Genomic DNA, 20688 nt, shown 5'->3' with positions numbered 1-20688 from the left:
GTAACGCGCTTGTCCATGGTGCGCTTCAAGAACTAAAGAGCAATGGCTGGATTGGGATCATCACCGGAATTTTCGAAGTGACCAGTGCCGGAATATCCGCAGCGATTATTTTTTCGTTTCTCGCTGCGCTGTGCGTAAAGCCAAAAGGATAATACAGGGCCTCCGCAAGAATGTGGAAAGAGAATACTTTGACAAGGAGAAAGTTACAATGGCAAACAAAGGGAACGTAAAGATGGTTATGGGCCTGACGCTTGGAATGCTTCTGATTGTTTTGACGGGTTGCACCGATCATAATGAGATGAGGCAACAAGGCACCCGAGTAGAGCAGCAGGTAGAGTTAAAGAAGGGAAATGACCGTATTGAAGTGGCGGATCAGGCAGCGCTAAAAATCGTGTCGATCCCTGGGGTTAAGCAGGCCAACGTGCTGGTTACACAAAAAAACGCGTATGTTGCAGCGGTATTAGATGGCGGTCAAAACCAGTTAAGCAGGGAGATAGAAGATCAAATCGCGTTCAAAGTGAAGGAAACTGAGCCGAGTATCCAAAACGTATATGTTTCTACCAATCCGAATTTCGTTGAACGAATCAATGCGTATGTCGTTGATGTGCAACAAGGAAGGCCGATCACAGGTTTCCTTGAAGAATTCAATGAACTCGTGCAACGAATATTTCCGAATGCACGATAGGCTCATCTATGTCACATATGCTTGGAAACCTGTATAAAATTAGGGTCGGTCAGGGGTTCATCCTAACCGACCGGTTTTATTTTTGTCGTTCTTTCGAGCATGAGCGAAAGCCACCCAAGCATATCGTTTTGTTCAATACGTGTCAGATGCTGTTTATTTGTGTTCCGATATTCTCCAGCGCCTCTTTGGTTCTCTCCATGACACTCGGCTCGTTTGGAACATGTTCACTTTCCCTGCTGTCTGAAATAATTGAGGATTGGTTGCTTTTTGTTTTCATATGCCGGTGTTTATTATTACGTACGCTTTTTGCCATTTTTTTCTCCTTTGCAATGCCGTCTTTGGGCATCCCAATTTTTTGTAATAAGTATTACTTATATTTCCGTTTTTCACATCCTTCATGCATCTCATTATTTGGGCATAGTTTTGGATTCGGGTAAGGCCAGATTGTTGATCATAAAGTCCATCGAAAAGCTTCGTTACGAGTAATGACCGTCAAACTTCATTGGGCATCTGTCTATGGTGTAACGATCACGCCCGGCATATAGTGTAGAAAGAGGAGATGCATTATAGATGATCATGATGAAACCGATTGAAGTGGAAGGCCATCAGGTTATAAGTATCGAGGTCGCCCTGCCCAAAACAACACTTCTCGCCATCACAACCGATCACGGATATATCATGTGCGGGGCGCTTGATATGCGATTGTTAAATGAGAAATTGCACGATCGCCGCATTGTGGCAGGACGCGCAACAGGGGTGCGAACGGTAGAACAATTGCTGGATGCCCCGCTCGATATGGTTACCCTTGAGGCGGTATTACGCGGAATTCGTCCTGGAATGAAAGGATCAGATGCGCTTTTAAAGATGGTTAACGAGGGTCGTTCATTTTAGGTCCATACTTAAGGAAAGTAGGGGATTTATTGTTAACGGGTCTGCATATTGTTTTCCTTGGAGGCGATGCCCGGCATCTTGAAATCATTCGGTCATTCACAGACCTGGATGCAAATGTTGCGGTAATCGGTTATGAAGATTTGCACGAACAACTTCACGAAGTCCAGCATTCCAAGCTTACGAGGGAGGTGCTTCGCAAGGCTGACGTTTTGATATTACCGGTTGTCGGTACAGACGACCATGGCCGAGTAGAGTCTTCATTTTCAGCTGAAACGCTATTGCTGGACAAAGAATATATGTCCTGTTTGCCGAAACACGCAAAAGTTTATACCGGCATAGCCAAGCCCTACTTGAGGAACCTTTGTGCGGAACTAGGGATCGATCTGATTGAATTATTCAGCAGGGACGATGTTGCCATCTACAATTCCATTCCCACTGCGGAAGGCGCTTTAATGATGGCCATTCAACATACGGACATTACGATACATGGTTCGCGTTGTATGGTGCTGGGTTTGGGAAGAATCGGTCTTACGTTAGCCGGTATGCTTCTCCGCCTGGGAGCACACGTCAAAGCGGGTGTGCAAAAACCGGAGCAGTTTGCACGTGCCTGGGAGATGGGGATTGAGCCGTTTTATACGAAAGATTTGTACGATGAAGGCGTAAATGTGGATATTATTTTTAACACGGTTCCGGCGCATATCCTTACTTCTCATGTTTTAACCCGTATTCCGCATCACGCCATCATTATTGATTTGGCCTCCAAACCTGGTGGGACTGATTTTCGTTTTGCCGAAAAACGTGGCATCAAGGCCTTATTGGCCCCGAGTTTACCGGGATTGGTCGCGCCAAGAACGGCTGGACGTATATTGGCGACCCTACTTATGTCAATTGATTCTGGACGAACGAAGTCGAAATCGAGAGATACTTTCTTCTCCTTCCGGGATATGAGATCGCGAACACTGCATAATGAATCATAGAGGCGTCCATTTAAGCTCGTCAGAGAGGCCGGCAACATTGCCGGCCTCCGTCATATTTTCGTAAAAATCCGAAGCGGCGCTTCCTATACCCAGGACGGTTTATCGAGTTCTGACTTGCGCTTAGGACTTCGCCATCATCATTCATTCGGATTTAAAACATGACATGGCTAGCATACGGGGAGGCTGGTCTCTGAATCTTGTTTCAACTGTTACAAATTGCCTATATAATGATGTACATACATAGGTGCTTTGCAGAAGAACGTTAAAACATGCATACCTGTACGTTTATTGTACAGTCGGAGGTTACTTGCAGAATGGATATTTCAAATTTGCTTTCGCATCCTGTCGCCCACCACGCATTTCATTATACACTTGTCGGAAAAGCTTTGGTTCGGCTCGGCGGGGAAGTGGCCATGGTCAATCGCTCGCTATGCAACATGCTGGGCTACACAGAACAAGAACTGCTGCGAATGAGAATACATGACATTATTTATACGGAAGACGTTCCATTATACAACGGATCCATCAATGACTTGTTAGGCGGCAATTCCGATTATGTTGAAATGGAGAATCGTTATATTTGTCTTGACGGCAGACACAAATGGGGAACGACAACCCTATCGATCATCGATGTGGAGGGACATCCGGAAAGGGTATTCTTGATCCAGATTCGGGAGATCACGTATCGCAAAAAGCTTGTTGAATTGAACGAGGAATACGCGGATAAATTCAGAATGCTTGCTGACAATCATTCCGATCTTGTTTACGACGTCATGTTGGATGGAAGTATCAGCTATGTGAACCGCGCCTGCACGAAATTATTGGGCTATGACTTATACGAATTGGAAAGAACACTTGGAGACATCATTTGGAAAAGTCTGGAGCACGTGACGGAAACGTATACCAATGCCCCGTTTGAGATGGAAACTTCAATTGAAGCGAAAGACGGCCAAATATTAAAATTCAGCGTATTGCATATCCCGAATTTCATTCAGAATGAACTCGTAGGGCTGCATTGCATCGCAAGGGATATTACCCTGCAATCCAGTATGGAAAAGGCCCTGAAGCACAGCGAGAAAAAGTATCGTTTGTTAGCGGACCACACGGGGGAAATGATTGCTACACTGAATATCAATGGCATTATCTACTACATATCGCCGGCGTGCAAACCATTGCTGGGTTATGATGCGACGGAATTGATAGGAAGACCTGTCTGGGAACTGTTCTATCCTCCCGATATAGAAAAATTGGACAACTCGCAAGAGTGGATGAATGAAGACGGTTATGTCAACATTTTGCGATTACGTCGAAGAGACGGCTCCTTTGTTTGGGTGGAGGTCGTAAGCAACACGCTACGGTACGATTCGGGCAATGTTCGTGAAATAGTTAAGGTTTTTCGAGATATCACGAGCCGAAAGACGCTGGAAGACGTCCTGGCTACTCAAGAACGTGTCATGAGTGGTATTGTCGAAATGATGGATGTCGGCGTTGTGATTTGTGATGAAAATGGGATATTGACAAGCATGAATAGAGCCGCAAGACAATTGCACGAATTCGTACAGATACCTCTTTCTCCCGAACACTGGAGTTCTACATACGGATTGTATGAATCGGATGGAAAAACGCTGTTGAGCAAGGAACGCGTCCCGCTTTATCGGGCGTATCGGGGCGAAAGTTTCCGCGATCTGGAAATGGTCGTTAAAAAGTCGAATGGCGAGCATCGCCTCGTTCTCTGTCATGGGAAGCCGATCATTGTTCACAATAAAATTGTGGGCGGCATTTGTGTCATGCACGATATTACCGAATTTGATGCAGCCAAGCAATCTGCTCATCAGGCAGACAAATTATCCATAGCGGGTCAAATGGCCGCGGGAATTGCGCATGAAATTCGAAACCCGCTTACCGCGCTGAAAGGATTTCTGCAATTGTTAAGCGCCGGCAACGAAAATGGAAGTAAGTACTACGATATTATGAAGGATGAATTAACTCGTATCGAACTTATTCTAAATGAACTGCTGGCCTTAGCCAAACCGCAAGAGATGAACTTGACGCGGCATGATCTTTCCGAGCTGATTCAGGATATCGTTGTGCTGCTTCAGACGCAGGCCACTTTACATAATGTTGAAATTCACTTTCATCCAACCAAGGAATCCGTGCAGATCCGGTGCGATGGAAATAAAATCAAACAGTTATTTATTAATTTGATTAAGAATTCCATTGAAGCGATGCCTGAAGGAGGAACCGTCTGGATCGAACAAATGCGATGCGATGAATGGGTTAAAGTAAGCATAAGGGATAACGGGGTTGGAATTCCGCAAGAATTGTTGCAAAAGATCGGACAACCTTTTTTTACACAGAAAGAGACAGGAACGGGTCTCGGGCTATCCATTTGTTATCAGATTGCAGAGTATCACGATGCGAATATTGAGGTTGCAAGCGAGGTTGGTGAAGGTACAACTTTCACCGTATCGTTTCCCGTCGCTCTGTAACAGCGAATTCAATCACTTCTTTGAAAGTGGGTTTAATTTTCTTCATAACCCATCCACTTCGTGACGAGAAATTCGCTCGCTTGTTTACTGCAGTTTGCACATGATAAGTGGCCGGGAAGGGAGTTAATGGAGGAAGCAAATGGAGGACGTTAATAGAGATGAAGCAAATCGTAGAGTTCCTTATGAATTCCGATCAAATGGATATTGGACTGGCTGTCGTTGATTCAGAAGCCAGAATTTTATGGTTAAATACAACCATGAACACATGGTACTCAGTAACCCCCGAAGAAGAATTCCCTGCACACTCGGCAATACAAGCGATCGTGGGGCAAGTATTGCAGGATAAAAAGAATTACCCGGGAGTACTCGTACAAGAGAAGTTAGATGGCAAAGTGCGATCCATGATCGCCTATGTATACCCTCAGTTAAAAGGGGAATGTTTTGTTCTAATGGCCGATATCCAAGATTTTCAACAGTACGTGCAAATTCAATGTGAGAAAGAAAGAAGGGAAACGATTGGGCATATGGCGGCGGGCACAGCCAATATCATTTTAAATCCTTTAGCGGTAATCAAAGGGACGCTTCAACTTCTGGAAAAAAGTTCGAAGGATCATGTTTCCGTTTTGCAATTTGCGGCATCTCCGCCTCATCAGAAAATGACAGGATACTTTAAGCTGCTCGATGAGCAAATTCAGACGATCGACAAAGCGTTGCAGCGGTTTTTGCTCTTTGGGAAACCTTTTGAATGGAAATTTGCTCCTGTTTCTGTCCTTTCGTTTATGCAAGAATGGGTCCCCGATATACAGGTTCAAGCGTTGGAGAAAACAGTACGTTTCGCTCTGGAATATCCGGAGCGAAACGGTTTTGTGTTTGGACACCCCAAGTTGCTGCGAGCGGCGCTGCAAGAAATCATTGACAACGCATTAGATGCAAGTCCCCCAGGTTCTGTCTTAACGCTCCGAATAAACATTACGGATAATCATATCCACATCATTGTTCGCGATCAAGGAGCAGGAATTCCAAAAGATCTGCAGTCCCGAATCATCCTACCGTTTATTACAAGTAAACCGGACGCTATCGGATTTGGGCTTAGTTTCAGTCATGCTATGATCGCAAAAATGGGGGGCTCTTTGAATTTCGAAAGCTCGGAGGTCGGCACAAATGTTATCGTTCAATTACCGACATTTACGGGAACAACTTAAAATTGTCGGTAACATTGCTGTAAATGCCAATGGCTACACAACAAACCCTCAAAAATTTTTTTCGGGGGCTATTGCCGGGAGTTTCTGACCAAAGGCATATTCCAATTCAACTATGCAGGGTAGCAAAGAATAATATTTTCCGAAGAGTACAAAATAAAGCTGAAAAAAAAATAATGTGACAATGGAGGAACTTACATGCCGCTCATTCCTTGGGATTCGTTTCGCAATACCGATCTATGGAGAAGGGATTTGGAAAAAATTTTTAACGAAGGTTTTCCTGAAATAGGCGCGCGTCTGGGATTTGCTACCCCTCGTATTGATGTATTTGAGACTGAACATGAAGTGATTGCTTCTTGTGAAATCCCTGGTTTGGATAAAAAAGAAGACCTTCATATCGATGTGGATGAAAACATGCTTACAATTAGTGGGACCATAAAGCAAGCGAATGAAGTGAAGCAGGAACAAATACATCGCAAAGAACGGTTTGTCGGACGGTTCCAACGGTCGGTGTCTTTGCCATCACGCGTTCAAACGGAAGGAACGACAGCCACGTACCGCAACGGTGTCCTTGAAGTTCGCATGCCGAAATTAAAAGCCGATACCCAACGGCAAATTGATGTGCAGTTTCATTAAAATGAATTGTGAGATCACAATATAGGCGTTACATGAAAAATGGGCGCTTGCACATAATAAGCTTTGGGCGATGAAGTCCTACCATATTGAAGGAGGTCAAAAATCGTGTATCAACAAAACCTTTCACAGCAAGCAAGCCAATGCGCGCAGATTATTCAACAGTTGATCCAGCAAACCCAGCAATCGAGCAACATGTATCAACAAATGTTGCAACAGGAGCAGCAAAACGCCGCCCAACTGGATCAGCTGGCCCAGAAAGAACGTCAAGCGGTTCAAACCATTCAATCTGTTCTGCAAGGACATCAAACTGCCATACAGCAGATGCAGCAGGCGATGCAAATTTGTTCTCAGCTTCAACAAACAGCGCAACAACAAGCCGGCGTGCAGAATGCGGGCTGGCCAATGGCTCAGAGCTGGCAGAATCAGAATTTGCAGCCACGGCAGTATCAATAGAACAGCAAGTGAAAAAACGATCGCTTTAAAAAGAAGGCGGTCGTTTTTTCACTTGACGATGCGTATACCCCAAAACCATTCAGCCGATTTTCTTTGCAAATAAGTCCCAAATGCCGCGCAAAAGGTTCAGCAACATGCCGAACGAGACTTGCACCCCTGCCTTGCCTAGCGCCTTCAGCCTCCCGAGCCAACCAGCGCGCCTTGGCTTGGGAGGCGACCTGACAAGCAAGCTGCGCAAGATTTGGGAGGGATACAGGCATGGCAACTGCAAAATTTCGCGAGGAGCAGTAATCGTGATCAGCGTATGCAAGGTTTGCGGGGCTGAAGAGCGGGAGGATACGAAGGCGGCAGCGGAAGGCAGTGTATCCGACACCATTCTTCATTTAGTCTGCCTTGCGGATCGGCAGCAGTACATCGGCGGTACAGCTGCGGATCATTTGCTGCCCTAGCCGGGATCTGCTTCCGGTTTTGTTCATGGATGGACTAGAAGCCCTTGAATTGCGGTTCTTCCCTGGGTGCTTTTCAGCGAAGCCAGGCAAGTTTTGACCTGAGTAGCTACAGTCATTGCCCCAATCCCTCCTTTCCTGATTATCTCTCATATAAGATAAGATGTCTTTTTCAGCTGCGGGCGCCGTCGCGACCGTCCCGATCACCAGTTTTGGAAACTCTCTGGTTCATGGTGCGCTTCAGGAGCTGCAGCAGGATGGATGGATCGGCATCATCATCGGGATTTTTGAGTTAACGAGCGCCGGCGTTTCAGCAGCGATCATTTTCTCTTTTCTTGCGTCGCTCGTAGCAAAGCCTCGTGGATAAAGCATGTGCCCGGCTTCTAAGATAGGAGCCGTACCTACTACGGAAGCCGGGTACAGATTTACATGTACGAAAAAGGGATGCTGCACGGCGAATTATGATTTTAAGAAGCAATCGCCTCAATTACAAGGTGTGCGAAGTTTTGTACAGCGCCGGCGTAGCGCGGGAACTCACGGAGCAATCTGCTTGCCTCGCTGTTATAGCTCGCGGGTTAACGCACCAGGTATGGTATGAATTTCTTACAAGACATTTCATAGAGGAGCATCCTACAGAACAGATTTATGACGATTTGTGTAAAGAACTAGGAGTAACGCTCACCTGTAATGCCTGGATAACCCGAATAAAAGCCCAACAGGGTAAGCTTTTAGCGGCGGACATTTGTCCGTCGCTTTTCTGGTTGCAAAAAGGAATTGCACTCCCGCATGAAACTTGAATTGTTGAACCATAATATAAAAAAACGCGAGCAAAGGAGCTAGATATGTTTTCAAACACAGCTAGAATGAAGAGCGTAGTTTTACTGCTTGTTATGGTGCCGGTTCTTACGACAGGATGTACGAATCAGCGAAACAATCAAAACAATCAAGTGAAAACGCAAGAGGTAAGAATGCAGCAGGCTCCAAATCAAATGCCGCAGAACGTCGATAACCGCATTCGAATTGGGCAACAAGCGGCGGATAAGATAACTCAGATTCCCGGCGTGCTAAAGGCGAATGTTCTCGTTACTCAAAAAAACGCCTATGTGGCGGCAACGTTGGATACGAATCAGGGCCAGTTAACCCCGGGAATAGAAAGCCGAATTGCCCAGCAAGTCAAGCAGACGGATCCGACCATTAAAAATGTGTATGTATCCACGAATCCCGATTTTGTGGAACACGTGAACCGATACGTGAGCGATGTCGCGCAAGGAAGACCCGTTAGCGGATTTTTCAAGGAATTTAGCGATATGGTTCAGCGAATTTTTCCAAATGCCCAGAGTTGATTGAATGAAGATCCTGCCTTCATTAGGCGGGATTTTTTTGCGCCTTTCTGATTAGGGACTTTGGAGTTGGGGAAAAAGCGGATCCGATTGTAACCTAATCTGTGATAATATAAAGATTTGATTATCCAACTAGCTCAAGATAGGTATTCGTCTCCGTCAACACACAGCATTTGACAAGCCGATTGAACATTTCTCCCCTCATCACGCCGGCTAATTCGTATTTTTTCGAGCCGCGCCGTGCATGCCCGGTACCGCCACAATGACATGGAGCACTTGCGATGGCTGCTGGAGAAGCACCGCAGCGCACGGCGCAAGCTGATCGTCACCGACGCCGTCTTCTCGATGGATGGCGACGCGGCGCGGCTTTTGGAGCTCGCGGAACTCAAGCGCGAGTACGGGGCGATGCTGATGGTCGACGAGGCGCACAGCGGAGGCCTCTACGGCTCTTATGGCGAGGGGCTCTGCCATGTGCTAGGCGTACACCGCGATGTTGATGTGCATATAGGCACCTTCAGCAAAGCGTTCGGCGTTTACGGCGCTTATGTCAGCGGCAGCCAAACGCTGATCCGCTGGCTGACGAACAAAGCGCGGACGCTCATTTACTCCACGGCCTTGCCGCCGCATGTGATAGCAGGTATTCTGCGGGCGCTCGAGCTTGTACAGGCGGAGCATGAAGGGCGTAAGCGGCTTGCCGCAGCAAGCGTCAGATTTCGCTCCGCACTTGTGAATGTCGGCTTCCGCACCGAGAGCGGCGACTCGCCGATCGTCCCGCTCATCGCCGGAGACAACGCCGCGGCGCTCCGTTTCAGCGAAGCGCTCGACGTTGCCGGTATTGCCGCTGTGGCGATTAGGCCGCCAACCGTGCCCGCCGGGACGGCGCGCATCCGCTTTTCGCTGTCAGCCGCTCATACCGACGACGAACTAACCGATGCCGCCGCCCGCATATGCGAAATAGGCCGGACACTGGGGGTGACGGCTGGTGAATAGCTGCAGTACGATTTTGTGGCTCACCGGATGGAGTATCGACGATGACGTGTTCAATCCGCTGAGGGATCAACTGCGTAGCCGGCTGCCGGAGTGGCGGCATAGCGTAGCCCATTATTACGATGCCAAAACACCGGAGCAGATGCACGTAATTGCGAAAGTTGCGGCGCACGCTTGTCGTCAGGCGTCCGACGGGCCGCTCCTGATCGCCGGGTGGTCGCTCGGTGGGCTACTGGCGTTAAGACTGGCCGGAGAGCTTGGAGCGGAAGGTCTCGTGCTGCTAGGCTCAACCGCCCGCTTTATCCGCCCAAGAGGCGAAACGGATCTCGGCTGGCCCGACACTTATCTCAGGCAGATGAGTTCGGCTCTGAAGCACGACCGCGCCGCGGTCGAGTGGCATTTTCACAAAAACCTCTTTACGCTGCGCGAGCTTGAACGCGGCATTGACGCGATGCTGCCTGCGGCTGACCGATGGTCGAACCAAGCGTTGCTAGCCGGGCTTGAACTGCTCAGACACGAGGACTGCAGGCCGCTGCTGCCGGGTATCGCATGTCCCGTGCTTGTCGTTCACGGTCAGGACGACATCGTTTGTCCGTTCGGCGCAGCGAAGGAGCTTCATAAATCGCTGCCGAGTGCGTCGCTGCTTGCAGTGGAAGATGGCGGCCATGCCCCTTTTCTAGGACGGGAGACAGAGGTGGCCGATGCCATAAGGAGCTGGTGGTATGAGCGATAGACTGGATACGATAAGGCGCCGCTTTAGCCGAAGCGCCGCAGGAGATTACGATGCGCATGCCCATGTGCAGCGGACCATGGCCGAATCGCTTGCGGAGTTTGTTATTGGGCGCAACGCATCGAACCACATGGAAAATGCGAAAATACTGGAGATCGGCTGCGGCACCGGGGCGCTAACTCTCATGCTGCGGAACGTTTGGCCGAATGCCGAAATCACGGCGCTTGACGTTGCGCCTGCCATGCTGGAGGCGGCGAAACGCCGGCTTCGTGCAGCGGTTCCCACCCAGAAACGATTGAATCCGGATATACAATTCCTGGTTGCCGATGTAGAAGCCTGGACGCGACAAGCGGCCTGCGGAAGCTTCGAACTCATTGTGTCGAACGCCTGTTTCCAATGGCTTGCCCACCCGCGGGAGACACTATGCGAGCTCAAGCGGCTGCTGCGTCCAGGCGGAATGCTGGCATTCACGACGTTCGGAGCGGAGACGTTTCGAGAGCTGCATACCGCATTCGAGCTCGCTTACCGTGCGCAGGGCTTGAAGCCGCAGCGCCACGGCCTGCCGCTGCATACAGCTAAGGAGTGGAACGCAATGCTGGCCGCAGCCGGGTTTATGAACCCGCGGCGCCGCCAAAACGTCCGCATCGAACGGTACCCGACGGTGCGCGATTTTCTCCATGCGATAAAAGCGATCGGCGCCAGCGCCTCGGTAGCCTCCCCTTCCGGCCGAATCGGCCTACGCCGCCTTTTTCACGACATGTTCCAGCACTACGAGACGCGATACGGCGACTCTAATGGCATCCTTGCGACATATGAGCTGCTGTTGCTGCATGGTTTCGCTCCGAAATAAAGTATCACCGAGGGAGAGGATGAAGAACAGGAAACCGTCTACGGAACGTTAGCGTATATTATGTTGAAATTGGCAGTAATGACGAAGCGAATAATCATAAACAGCTAAATCCTTAGAGTAAGAAAAATAACAGGGACAACGAGGGCTTAGTACAAAAATTTACATATGCATCTCTCGTCTGGAAAAGTTTAAATTCTGCATGTTTAGTTCTGGAGAGACAAATAGACTACCAGAACAACCAATCGTGGCAGCCTATTTGCTCTAAGTGCAAGGAGGGGACTGTACCCCACCATTAGTATATATACCGAGGAGGTTTTTTAAGTACAATTATCGAGTCGGAACGAGGTCCGATTTAAACATTTGATTTCTAGACGTATTTGTGGTAATTTTAGAAAAGTGAATTCACGGTTTACACAGGGACGGTGTGTAACCAATAAAAACTCAATTAGAACAAGGAGTATTGGGGAATTACACAGTATGCGTTCTTCAATACTCAATCACAGCAAATGTGATCGGAATATAAACTTACTATGTCAGGAAGGAGTGTGTACAATGAGCGAACAACAAGTAGAACGTAAGCCAGCTGCTGCTGAAAGTTCTGAAAGACCTCAAAGAGAACAACGCGGCGGTGACAGAGAAGGCGGAAGAGAAAGAAGATTTGGTGGACGCAGAGGCCGTGGTAAGCGCCGTAAAGTGTGCTACTTCAAGGCGAATAAAATTGAGCACATCGATTACAAGGATATCGATTTGCTGAAGAAGTTCATCAGCGAGCGTGGAAAAATTCTTCCTCGCCGTGTAACCGGTACAAGCGCGAAGTATCAGCGCCAATTGACCATCGCGATCAAACGCGCGCGTCAAATCGCTTTGCTTCCATACACAACAGAGTAATTCTGTGAACGAGAAGGGCCAGTGCAAACTGGTCCTTTTTTTGTGTTTAGAAACGCTGTTTTTGCTGTAACATTGCCGCAGGTTGTGAGCATCTGGGAACGAGGCATCGGCATTAAAACTATGCTATAATAAAGAACAAATCCAGATGGTCATTAGGCGTTCAAATGCAGGCGGCAGAAGCATGAGAAGGGTCATTCATCTGCGGACGTTCCAAGGTTCGGTGATCGCATGCGGTATCCACCTTGCTGCCCGGTGGAAGCGAACGGATATGAAGAGCAATTCTGCATAAAATAACAGACAGTTTGTTTATCCGCGATGCGTTCGGTATGATAGGAAACATAGGCCCGGGAACGGTTACATACAGTTTGGATATAGCGTTTTTTTCACAGACTAAGCTACCTCCATAAGAGTGACATATCAAGCTGGAGGACCATAATTTGCAAGAGGTGAATTCATTGAATAAGGCCTTAGGGCGATCAGCCATCTGGTGTGCATTGTATATTGTGCTGCTGTTTACATTGCTGACACCGCTGTCTTTCATTACATCCTGTTTCGTGATGGCACCGATGTTAATCGTAGGCGCTTCACTGCCTCGTCTTCACAGCATCGGATTTCTTATTGTCGTGCTGCTCGTTTTACTCGTAGCGGGCGGCGGCTTGGGCATTGCATTTATGATCGTGACGGTGGCTTTCACGATCCCGGCAGCCGTCATGGTGTACCATTATAAGAAAAAATCCGAAGCGATTACCGCGATCACCGCTGGGACGATGACCTTATTGGCGGTTTTGCTGGCTGCGCTGCTGCTCATCCATTTGTCCGGCATCAATCTGAATGAACAAATCCGGGAGGAGCTGGAGTATAGCTGGAGTGCACTGCCGGCCGACTATCAGGAGCAGCTTGGAGAATTTAGCGATTTGCTTATCCCAATGCTCATTAAGACACTGCCGTATATGCTGGTTGTCATTTCTGTCTTTTTTGTGTCGATTGGCCATACGGTCGCCAGAAATGTATTGAAGCAAACCGATGTCGTCATTCCGAAGTTTAGGCGCTTAGTGGATTGGCGTCTGCCGCGGTCTTTTGTTTGGTACTATGTCATTGTACTCTTCGCGGATATGTTTACGAACCCCGAATCGGAGTCTTGGTGGGCGATGGTCGTTTGGAACGGCGTTCCGCTGTTTATGACAATTTTCGCTGCACAAGCGATTTCCTTTCTTGCCTTTGCTACCCGAAATAAGGGCTGGGGAAGGGTGCTGCCGGTATTAGGTGTCGTGTTGTTTCCGTTTTTGCCCCAATTGATTAGCTTGATTGGAGTGTTCGACACTGCATTTCCGCTGCGAAACCGATTTAAGTCCTAAGATTTTACAACCTGACGATTTGGGAGCGAGATACAATGCCGAAGCAATTGTTTAACCGTTGGCATGGTCTTCATATGGTATGGGGCGGTGTACTGCTTGTCGCCATGGGCGCATGGATAACCTGGGTGCATTGGAAGCTGGGGATCATAGCGTTTTTATTGATTGGCCTTTTGTTCTATTATGTGATTGCGGCTGAAAGAAAGTTTCGGAACGATATGCAGGAATATGTGCTGACACTGACCCACCGCATTCGAAAAGCAGGGAATGAGGTCATTCACGACTTGCCGATCGGCATCCTGCTTTACAACGAAGACAAAGAAATTGAATGGAATAATCCTTACTTCATATCGATGACCGGTGAAGAAACTTTAGTCGGTAAAAATATATTCGATCTTTTTCCGATGCTGGCACAGCTCAAAGATCAAAACCAGACGGTAGAAATATCGTATGAAGAGGATTTTTACCGGGTAGATATTCGGTCGGAGGATCGGCTGCTTTATTTTACGAGAACGACCGATTATGTCACCCTGCTGAAAAAGTACAAGGAAGAGAAGCTGGCCATTGGTATTGTGCTGCTCGATAATATAGACGAGGTATCGCAAGGGATGGATGACCAAGCTCGGAGCCTGATGCTGGCGAAGGTTGTCAGCATGATTACCGAGTGGGCTGCGAGATATGAAATTTATTTAAGACGAGTTTCTTCCGACCGGTTCATGCTGCTCATGAATCAGAAAACGCTAGAGAAGCTGGAAGCTACCAAATTCGACATATTGGATGAAGTTCGCGAAATGACACACGACTATAAGCTTCCAGTGACGCTCAGTCTAGGGATTGGAAGCGGCTCTGACAGCTTTACCGAGCTGGGACAGCTTGCACAAGCCAGCCTAGACGTAGCGCTGGGCCGAGGCGGAGACCAGGCAGCTGTGAGGGATGGACAGCGTCTCTCGTTCTATGGAGGAAAATCCAATGCAGTCGAGAAGAGAACCCGGGTAAGAGCACGCGTTCTTTCTCACGCATTAAGAGATTTGATGAAGGAAAGCGCCAATGTCGTCATTATGGGGCACCGCTTTGCGGATATGGATGCGGTCGGAGCAGCGATTGGAATCTTGAAAGCGGCTCGTCTAATGAAGAAGGAAGGCTACATCGTACTGGAAGGCGTTAATCCTTCCATCGAACGATTGATGGAGCATATCGCCGAGCAGGAGGGTTTACATCAGCGCTTCATCACTCCTGCAGAGGCGCTGCAGATCACGAATGCCCGGACGCTGGCAGTCGTGGTGGATACACATAAAGCTTCCATGGTGCCAGAGCCGAAGGTGCTGCAGCAGACGAACCGAGTTTTCGTCGTCGATCACCATCGCCGCGGGGAAGAGTTTATTAACGATGCGACACTCATTTATATGGAGCCGTATGCATCGTCTGCCTGTGAGCTCGTAACCGAGCTGCTGCAGTATTTTCAGGAACGGATCGAGCTCGATGATTTTGAAGCGACGGTACTGCTCGCGGGGATTGTCGTCGATACAAAAAGCTTCTCGCTTAGAACGGGGGCACGCACCTTCGAGGCAGCCTCCTTCCTTCGCAGGAACGGTGCAGATTCTGCCCTTGTACAGCAGCTGCTCAAGGAAAGCCTGGAAGAGTATTTGGAGAAGGCGGACATTATTAAGCATACCGAAATCGTCTTTGGAAAGTATGCCGTGGCTGTTCACGAAGGCAATCGCAGTACTTCCCAGTTGACGGCAGCCAAAACAGCGGATACCCTGTTAAATATGGAGGATGTCGAAGCGTCGTTCGTCATTTATCGGAGAGCAGACGGTCTGATTGGAATTAGTGCCAGGTCGCTGGGCGATTTGAATGTACAGGTCATTATGGAACAGCTTGGCGGCGGCGGACATTTGACGAATGCTGCGACGCAGCTGGAAGGAAGCGCTGAGGATGCTCGGCGTAAATTGATGAATATGTTGGAAAGAATTGTAGAGGAAGAGAGGGAATCGGAATGAAAGTCATTTTTCTGCAGGATGTTAAAGGTCAAGGTAAAAAAGGGGAAAGTAAAAACGTATCTGAAGGCTATGCGAATAACTTTTTGTTCCCAAAAAATCTAGCGGTGCCTGCAAGCAGCGGCAACATCAAGCAGCTGGAGCAGCAAAAGCAATCGGAACAAAAGCGTAAGGCGCAGGAGCTGGAAGAAGCGAAGAAGCTCGCAGAAAAGCTGGAATCGATGACCGTACTATTCCAAACGAAGGCTGGAGAGGGCGGCCGATTGTTCGGCTCGATTACGAATAAGCAGATTGCCGAAGAGCTGGCTAAATCTCACCAGTTCAAAATAGATAAGCGTAAAATTGAAATGACGGAGCCGATTCGCACGTTGGGTGTGACCCAAGTGAGCGTTAAGCTTCATCCGGAAGTGACCGCAACATTGAAGGTTCAGGTGAAGGAACAAGCGTAGGCCTTCAAGCTTGAGGAATAAAGGTACAAAATCATATCAGTACACAAGAAGGAAAGAGGAGAACGCTGCATGAGTGGGGAACCGCTTTTTGATCGTGTCCCGCCGCAAAACATTGAAGCAGAGCAGGCCGTATTGGGTGCCATCCTGCTGGACAGCGACGCTTTAATCACCGTCATGGAGCGGCTTCAGAGCGAGGACTTCTATAAGACGTCCCACCAGTTTATCTTTGAAGCGATGGTTCAGCTCGGAGAGGAGCAGGAGCCTGTAGATCTCGTGACGATCACTTCGAGGCTGCAGGATCTGCAGCAGCTCGAGGAGGTCGGCGGCGTCAGCTATTTGACTCAGCTGGCGAATGCCGTTCCAACGGCCGCTAACGTCGATCATTATGCGTCGATTGTCGAAGAGAAATCGTTGATGCGCCGGCTTATTCGGACAGCGACACACATTGTCACCGAAGGGTATGCCAGTGCCGATGATGTCAGCAGCTTGCTCAGCGATGCCGAGCAGCGCATTATGGAAATCTCCAACCGCCGGTCGAGCAGCGGCTTTATCTCGATTAGAGATGTCGTCATGGAAGTGTTTGACAAGGTCGAAATGCTGTATCAGCAAAAGGGCAACACGACAGGCATTCCTTCCGGCTTCATTGATTTGGATAAAATGACATCGGGCTTTCAACGAAACGACCTCATTATCGTGGCCGCTCGTCCATCCGTCGGTAAAACCGCGTTTGCACTGAACATCGCGCAAAATGTCGGCGTCCGGGCCAAGGAAACCGTCGCGATCTTCAGTCTGGAGATGTCAGCGGCGCAGCTGGTCCAGCGGATGCTCTGCGCGGAAGCGAATGTGGATGCAGGCCGTCTGCGTACGGGCTATCTGGAGAATGACGACTGGGAGAAGCTGACGATGGCCATCGGGGCTTTAGCTGAAGCGAACATCTATATTGATGATTCTCCAGCGGTCACCGTTGCCGATATTCGTTCCAAGTGCCGCAGATTGAAGCGTGAACGAGGACTGGGTATGATCGTCATCGACTACCTGCAGCTGATTCACGGCAGAGGCAAGTCGGACAACCGTCAGCAGGAGGTCTCTGAAATCTCGCGGACATTGAAGCAGATTGCGAGGGAACTCGAGGTGCCGGTCATTGCGCTGTCGCAGCTCAGCCGGAGCGTAGAGCAGAGACAGGACAAGCGTCCAATGATGTCTGACCTTCGGGAATCGGGTTCGATCGAGCAGGATGCCGATATCGTCGCTTTCTTGTACAGAGATGATTACTATAATCAGGACACAGAGAAGAAAAATATTATCGAAATTATCGTGGCGAAACAGAGGAACGGACCGGTCGGCACGGTAGAGCTCGTCTTTATGAAAAATTATAACAAATTCGTAAATTATGAGCGTACGCATGAGGAAGCATTTGCGGGCGCCTCGTAACCGAATAGTTGAACCGAACAATCGCTGTTTTATACACGTGATTGTTCGTTTTTTTATTTGACTTTCGTTTGTCAGATTGCTAAACTAGAACTGCCGCTTTTCTGTGTGCGGACATTTTTGGGACGCGATGTAGCGTACCCGTTGGAGGTATGAGTGGATGTCGACCGTTGTTGTAGTCGGAACCCAGTGGGGAGACGAGGGCAAAGGAAAAATTACCGATTTCTTGGCGGAATCCGCAGAAGTGGTGGCCAGATATCAAGGTGGTAATAACGCCGGACATACCATATTGATTGGAAATCAGAAATACAAGCTTCATCTTATTCCATCCGGAATTTTTTATTCAAACAAAATTTGTGTGATCGGGAACGGAATGGTCATTAACCCTCAAGCATTGATTGAGGAAATAGAATATATTCATTCGAACGGGTTCAAAACAGACAACCTGCGCATCAGCGATCGGGCACATGTCATTATGCCTTATCATCTCGTACTTGACGAGCTTGAGGAAGAGCGGAAAGGTCCGAATAAGATCGGAACGACGAAGAAGGGGATTGGCCCAGCTTACATGGATAAAGCGGCGAGAACCGGCATTCGCATCGCCGATCTCATGGATGCCAAGGAATTCGAAAAGAAGCTTCGCCATATGGCTTCGGAAAAAAACCACCTCATTACACAGGTGCATGGAAAAGAACCGCTTGATGTAGAGGAGATGCTGAAGCAGTACTTGGAGTACGCGGAAGTGATTCGTCCGTATGTGGTCGACACGTCCGTCGTATTGAACGATGCGATCGATGAGGGAAGAAGGGTACTGTTCGAAGGTGCGCAAGGGGTCATGCTGGACATTGACCAAGGGACATATCCGTATGTCACTTCTTCTAACCCAACTGCTGGCGGTGTATGTATCGGTTCTGGGGTAGGTCCGACCAAGATTCATCAGGTCATTGGCGTAGCCAAGGCTTATACAACACGTGTTGGCGATGGTCCTTTCCCTACGGAGCTGAACAATGAAACAGGGGATTGGATTCGCGATAAGGGGAACGAATACGGTACGACGACAGGCCGCCCGCGCAGAGTCGGCTGGTTCGACAGCGTCGTGGTCCGTCATGCCCGTCGAGTAAGCGGAATTACCGGCTTATCTTTGAATTCTTTGGACGTATTAAGCGGATTAGAGACAGTCAAAATCTGTACCGCTTATAAATATCGCGGAGAGATCATCGAGCATTATCCTGCGAATCTAAATCATCTGTCTGAGTGTGAACCGATCTATGAGGAAATGCCGGGCTGGAGCGAGGATATTTCGGGCTGCAAAACGTTGTCCGAACTGCCGGACAACGCTCGCCATTATATCGAGCGCGTATCGCAGTTAACAGGCATTCCGATTTCGATCTTTTCTGTCGGACGCAACCGGGAACAGACGAACTTGGTGAGAGCGGTATACGCTTAATTCGAAGAATCGCAAATTATGACTGTGAATAAACGGAAAGAGAGCAGCTGCTCTCTTTCTTTTTGCTTATTTACCGTTATGCATGAACCGGCTCAGCGGTTTGTACATGAAGAGGCGGAGGCACCAGCCAGCCTTTTTCTTTGTTCATACGCAGCGATTTACCGGCAAAAACCATTCTCGACGCATGGAATTGGCCGAACATCATCCCAATATCTTCACGGATCGATTGTCCGATGATGGTGCTGCAGGCGATCAGACCGGCTGAAATATCGGCGCCGACCATGACAGCAATTTCAGGATCGGTAAATCTTGCTCCTACCAAATTCACTTTAGGCCGCTCTGCCGTAGTCGGCGGGGAAGCAATGCCGTTTTCTCTGAGGATGTCTTCCACCTGTTTAATTTCGTCCTTCATGCTTTCTGACATATCTTCCATCAGCTTCTTCAGATCACGATCTCCTACATGATTCATCATGGCTTGAAAACTTGCCACTTTACCTTTCGCTGCTAAAGCATAATTCCACAATGTGTACACTTCACCGTAGTGCATCGGCTCTTCTTTTGGATTACCGCTCAGGATACCCAAGTTGTATAACCTCCTTATTATCCATATCGAAATGAAGAGTATAGGTTATCCTACATGGTGCGGCCTGATTCGATCATAAATCTGCCAATACGTTCGATTTTTATGAAAAAGGTGGAATGAATTGCCATCCCATTCGTCAATACTGTTTAGCATAGCCGTGCATGAGGTTAGCGAACCGGGAGGAAGATCGAATGAAATGGTTAAGGAAATTATTAAATTGGGTTGTTTTTACGCTTAGCGTAAGTTTGATTTCGTCTGCAGCGACACTGTATGCGGTGCAGTGGTATGTAGAGGAGCAGCTCTCTAATTGGAACATCGAGTGGTCGGGACAATCGATCAGGGTAGGAGACCTCATTTCTGGGCTGACGAGTAGTTTAAACCCCATTTCAGAAAAAGATACGACAAAATGGGTTCAGAATTCAAAACAAAATGAATATGTATATCAAGAAAACGAACAAGAATCCAGCGGTCAAGGTACAGATCCTCAGGAGTCGGATTACAGCCAGCCTGAGAATGCGGTGCCGGTATTCGGTGGGAACATCGCTGAATCGACCCAAGAAGATGAGGTGGTTATCTCAACGGAAGATTTTAACGATACGAAGGATAAGATCAGCAGTGAGGATAAAATGAAAATATTTACGATGCTGTTCACCAAATTGCCACAGGAGGATATTCAGGCGCTATCGTCAATTTTGGAAAATGGCATTACAACGACAGAGATGGAGGAGGTAAAATCGATTATTTCCGAGCATATCAGTGAGCAAGAATATAAAGAGATTCTGTCAATTATTGAAAAATACGAAATGTAAATGGAAGTTTGCGCTGCCTTGACTCTACAAGATTCATCAACAATTCCTATGA

The 20688-nt window shown here is 48.2% G+C and carries 21 protein-coding genes and 1 pseudogene; 21 read left to right on the top strand and 1 reads right to left on the bottom strand.

All coding sequences use genetic code 11. The features are described from left to right. The 20 genes and pseudogenes from ACFPXP_RS13450 to ACFPXP_RS13355 form a co-directional block, all read left to right on the top strand. The coding region (locus tag ACFPXP_RS13450) for a SpoVA/SpoVAEb family sporulation membrane protein (RefSeq protein WP_379894786.1) at positions 1 to 152 on the top strand (152 nt) is incomplete at its 5' end. Positions 153 to 208: 56 nt separating this feature from the next. After that, the gene (locus ACFPXP_RS13445; protein WP_144873617.1) at positions 209 to 685 is read left to right on the top strand and encodes a YhcN/YlaJ family sporulation lipoprotein; all 477 of its coding nucleotides are present in this window, start codon (positions 209 to 211) and stop codon (positions 683 to 685) included. A 570-nt stretch (positions 686 to 1255) separates the two neighbouring features. After that, entirely contained in the window at positions 1256 to 1576 is a 321-nt protein-coding gene (locus ACFPXP_RS13440) for a YunC family protein (protein ID WP_379894785.1), read from the top strand. Between the two features lie 29 nt (positions 1577 to 1605). Beyond that, positions 1606 to 2553: a dipicolinate synthase subunit DpsA gene (gene dpsA / locus ACFPXP_RS13435; protein WP_379894783.1), complete on the top strand. Its 948-nt coding sequence runs from the start codon at positions 1606 to 1608 to the stop codon at positions 2551 to 2553. Positions 2554 to 2867: 314 nt separating this feature from the next. After that, complete coding sequence (locus ACFPXP_RS13430; RefSeq protein WP_379894781.1) at positions 2868 to 5042, top strand: PAS domain-containing protein; 2175 nt, start codon at positions 2868 to 2870, stop codon at positions 5040 to 5042. A gap of 158 nt (positions 5043 to 5200) precedes the next feature. Beyond that, the gene (locus tag ACFPXP_RS13425) at positions 5201 to 6244 is read left to right on the top strand and encodes an ATP-binding protein (RefSeq protein ID WP_023559072.1); all 1044 of its coding nucleotides are present in this window, start codon (positions 5201 to 5203) and stop codon (positions 6242 to 6244) included. Positions 6245 to 6439: 195 nt separating this feature from the next. Next, a complete protein-coding gene (locus ACFPXP_RS13420; protein ID WP_054943631.1) occupies positions 6440 to 6877 on the top strand; it encodes an Hsp20/alpha crystallin family protein in 438 nt (145 codons plus the stop codon). Between the two features lie 105 nt (positions 6878 to 6982). Then, positions 6983 to 7330, top strand: coding sequence for a hypothetical protein (locus tag ACFPXP_RS13415; protein WP_023559073.1), 348 nt, complete (start codon positions 6983 to 6985; stop codon positions 7328 to 7330). Positions 7331 to 7623: 293 nt separating this feature from the next. After that, complete coding sequence (locus tag ACFPXP_RS13410; protein ID WP_159067864.1) at positions 7624 to 7779, top strand: hypothetical protein; 156 nt, start codon at positions 7624 to 7626, stop codon at positions 7777 to 7779. Between the two features lie 175 nt (positions 7780 to 7954). Next, positions 7955 to 8143, top strand: a pseudogene (locus ACFPXP_RS13405) (SpoVA/SpoVAEb family sporulation membrane protein); the annotation flags it as partial. 475 nt (positions 8144 to 8618) lie between these two features. Beyond that, the gene (locus ACFPXP_RS13400; RefSeq protein ID WP_379894779.1) at positions 8619 to 9119 is read left to right on the top strand and encodes a YhcN/YlaJ family sporulation lipoprotein; all 501 of its coding nucleotides are present in this window, start codon (positions 8619 to 8621) and stop codon (positions 9117 to 9119) included. Between the two features lie 237 nt (positions 9120 to 9356). Continuing rightward, entirely contained in the window at positions 9357 to 10106 is a 750-nt protein-coding gene (locus tag ACFPXP_RS13395; protein WP_379894777.1) for an aminotransferase class I/II-fold pyridoxal phosphate-dependent enzyme, read from the top strand. Further along, the gene (locus tag ACFPXP_RS13390) at positions 10099 to 10836 is read left to right on the top strand and encodes an alpha/beta fold hydrolase (protein WP_379894776.1); all 738 of its coding nucleotides are present in this window, start codon (positions 10099 to 10101) and stop codon (positions 10834 to 10836) included. Before ACFPXP_RS13395 ends, ACFPXP_RS13390 begins: the two co-directional genes overlap by 8 nt. Next, positions 10826 to 11683: a malonyl-ACP O-methyltransferase BioC gene (bioC, locus tag ACFPXP_RS13385; RefSeq protein ID WP_379894775.1), complete on the top strand. Its 858-nt coding sequence runs from the start codon at positions 10826 to 10828 to the stop codon at positions 11681 to 11683. Before ACFPXP_RS13390 ends, bioC begins: the two co-directional genes overlap by 11 nt. A gap of 552 nt (positions 11684 to 12235) precedes the next feature. Continuing rightward, the gene (gene rpsR / locus ACFPXP_RS13380; protein WP_379894773.1) at positions 12236 to 12571 is read left to right on the top strand and encodes a 30S ribosomal protein S18; all 336 of its coding nucleotides are present in this window, start codon (positions 12236 to 12238) and stop codon (positions 12569 to 12571) included. Between the two features lie 455 nt (positions 12572 to 13026). Then, the gene (locus ACFPXP_RS13375) at positions 13027 to 13926 is read left to right on the top strand and encodes a DUF2232 domain-containing protein (RefSeq protein ID WP_379894772.1); all 900 of its coding nucleotides are present in this window, start codon (positions 13027 to 13029) and stop codon (positions 13924 to 13926) included. Positions 13927 to 13961: 35 nt separating this feature from the next. After that, the gene (locus ACFPXP_RS13370) at positions 13962 to 15923 is read left to right on the top strand and encodes a DHH family phosphoesterase (protein ID WP_379894771.1); all 1962 of its coding nucleotides are present in this window, start codon (positions 13962 to 13964) and stop codon (positions 15921 to 15923) included. Then, the gene (gene rplI, locus ACFPXP_RS13365) at positions 15920 to 16369 is read left to right on the top strand and encodes a 50S ribosomal protein L9 (RefSeq protein WP_379894770.1); all 450 of its coding nucleotides are present in this window, start codon (positions 15920 to 15922) and stop codon (positions 16367 to 16369) included. Before ACFPXP_RS13370 ends, rplI begins: the two co-directional genes overlap by 4 nt. Positions 16370 to 16438: 69 nt before the next feature. After that, entirely contained in the window at positions 16439 to 17800 is a 1362-nt protein-coding gene (gene dnaB, locus ACFPXP_RS13360; protein ID WP_379894769.1) for a replicative DNA helicase, read from the top strand. Positions 17801 to 17957: 157 nt separating this feature from the next. Next, positions 17958 to 19244, top strand: coding sequence for an adenylosuccinate synthase (locus ACFPXP_RS13355; protein ID WP_379894767.1), 1287 nt, complete (start codon positions 17958 to 17960; stop codon positions 19242 to 19244). A 76-nt stretch (positions 19245 to 19320) separates the two neighbouring features. Here the strand turns inward: ACFPXP_RS13355 and ACFPXP_RS13350 are convergent, their stop codons facing one another. Then, on the bottom strand, positions 19321 to 19827 hold the full coding sequence (locus tag ACFPXP_RS13350; RefSeq protein WP_379894765.1) for a DUF3231 family protein: 507 nt from the start codon (positions 19825 to 19827) through the stop codon (positions 19321 to 19323). A gap of 191 nt (positions 19828 to 20018) precedes the next feature. Between ACFPXP_RS13350 and ACFPXP_RS13345 the strand changes: the two genes are divergently transcribed. Then, a complete protein-coding gene (locus ACFPXP_RS13345; protein ID WP_379894763.1) occupies positions 20019 to 20636 on the top strand; it encodes a hypothetical protein in 618 nt (205 codons plus the stop codon). Positions 20637 to 20688 lie beyond the last annotated feature (52 nt).

Source organism: Marinicrinis lubricantis (assembly GCF_042658665.1).
GTDB lineage: Bacteria > Bacillota > Bacilli > Paenibacillales > KCTC-33676 > Marinicrinis > Marinicrinis lubricantis.
Note: the sequence above shows the minus strand (reverse complement) of the source record. Positions and strands in the feature narration are given on the sequence as shown.

What these genes read in the sequence shown, in the direction of transcription:
- ACFPXP_RS13445 (WP_144873617.1), top strand. Translation starts at nt 209, where the DNA reads ATGGCAAACAAAGGGAACGTAAAGATGGTTATGGGCCTGACGCTTGGA.
- ACFPXP_RS13440 (WP_379894785.1), top strand. Translation starts at nt 1,256, where the DNA reads ATGATCATGATGAAACCGATTGAAGTGGAAGGCCATCAGGTTATAAGT.
- ACFPXP_RS13430 (WP_379894781.1), top strand. Translation starts at nt 2,868, where the DNA reads ATGGATATTTCAAATTTGCTTTCGCATCCTGTCGCCCACCACGCATTT.
- ACFPXP_RS13425 (WP_023559072.1), top strand. Translation starts at nt 5,201, where the DNA reads ATGAAGCAAATCGTAGAGTTCCTTATGAATTCCGATCAAATGGATATT.
- ACFPXP_RS13420 (WP_054943631.1), top strand. Translation starts at nt 6,440, where the DNA reads ATGCCGCTCATTCCTTGGGATTCGTTTCGCAATACCGATCTATGGAGA.
- ACFPXP_RS13400 (WP_379894779.1), top strand. Translation starts at nt 8,619, where the DNA reads ATGTTTTCAAACACAGCTAGAATGAAGAGCGTAGTTTTACTGCTTGTT.
- bioC (WP_379894775.1), top strand. Translation starts at nt 10,826, where the DNA reads ATGAGCGATAGACTGGATACGATAAGGCGCCGCTTTAGCCGAAGCGCC.
- rpsR (WP_379894773.1), top strand. Translation starts at nt 12,236, where the DNA reads ATGAGCGAACAACAAGTAGAACGTAAGCCAGCTGCTGCTGAAAGTTCT.
- ACFPXP_RS13370 (WP_379894771.1), top strand. Translation starts at nt 13,962, where the DNA reads ATGCCGAAGCAATTGTTTAACCGTTGGCATGGTCTTCATATGGTATGG.
- rplI (WP_379894770.1), top strand. Translation starts at nt 15,920, where the DNA reads ATGAAAGTCATTTTTCTGCAGGATGTTAAAGGTCAAGGTAAAAAAGGG.
- dnaB (WP_379894769.1), top strand. Translation starts at nt 16,439, where the DNA reads ATGAGTGGGGAACCGCTTTTTGATCGTGTCCCGCCGCAAAACATTGAA.
- ACFPXP_RS13355 (WP_379894767.1), top strand. Translation starts at nt 17,958, where the DNA reads ATGTCGACCGTTGTTGTAGTCGGAACCCAGTGGGGAGACGAGGGCAAA.
- ACFPXP_RS13345 (WP_379894763.1), top strand. Translation starts at nt 20,019, where the DNA reads ATGAAATGGTTAAGGAAATTATTAAATTGGGTTGTTTTTACGCTTAGC.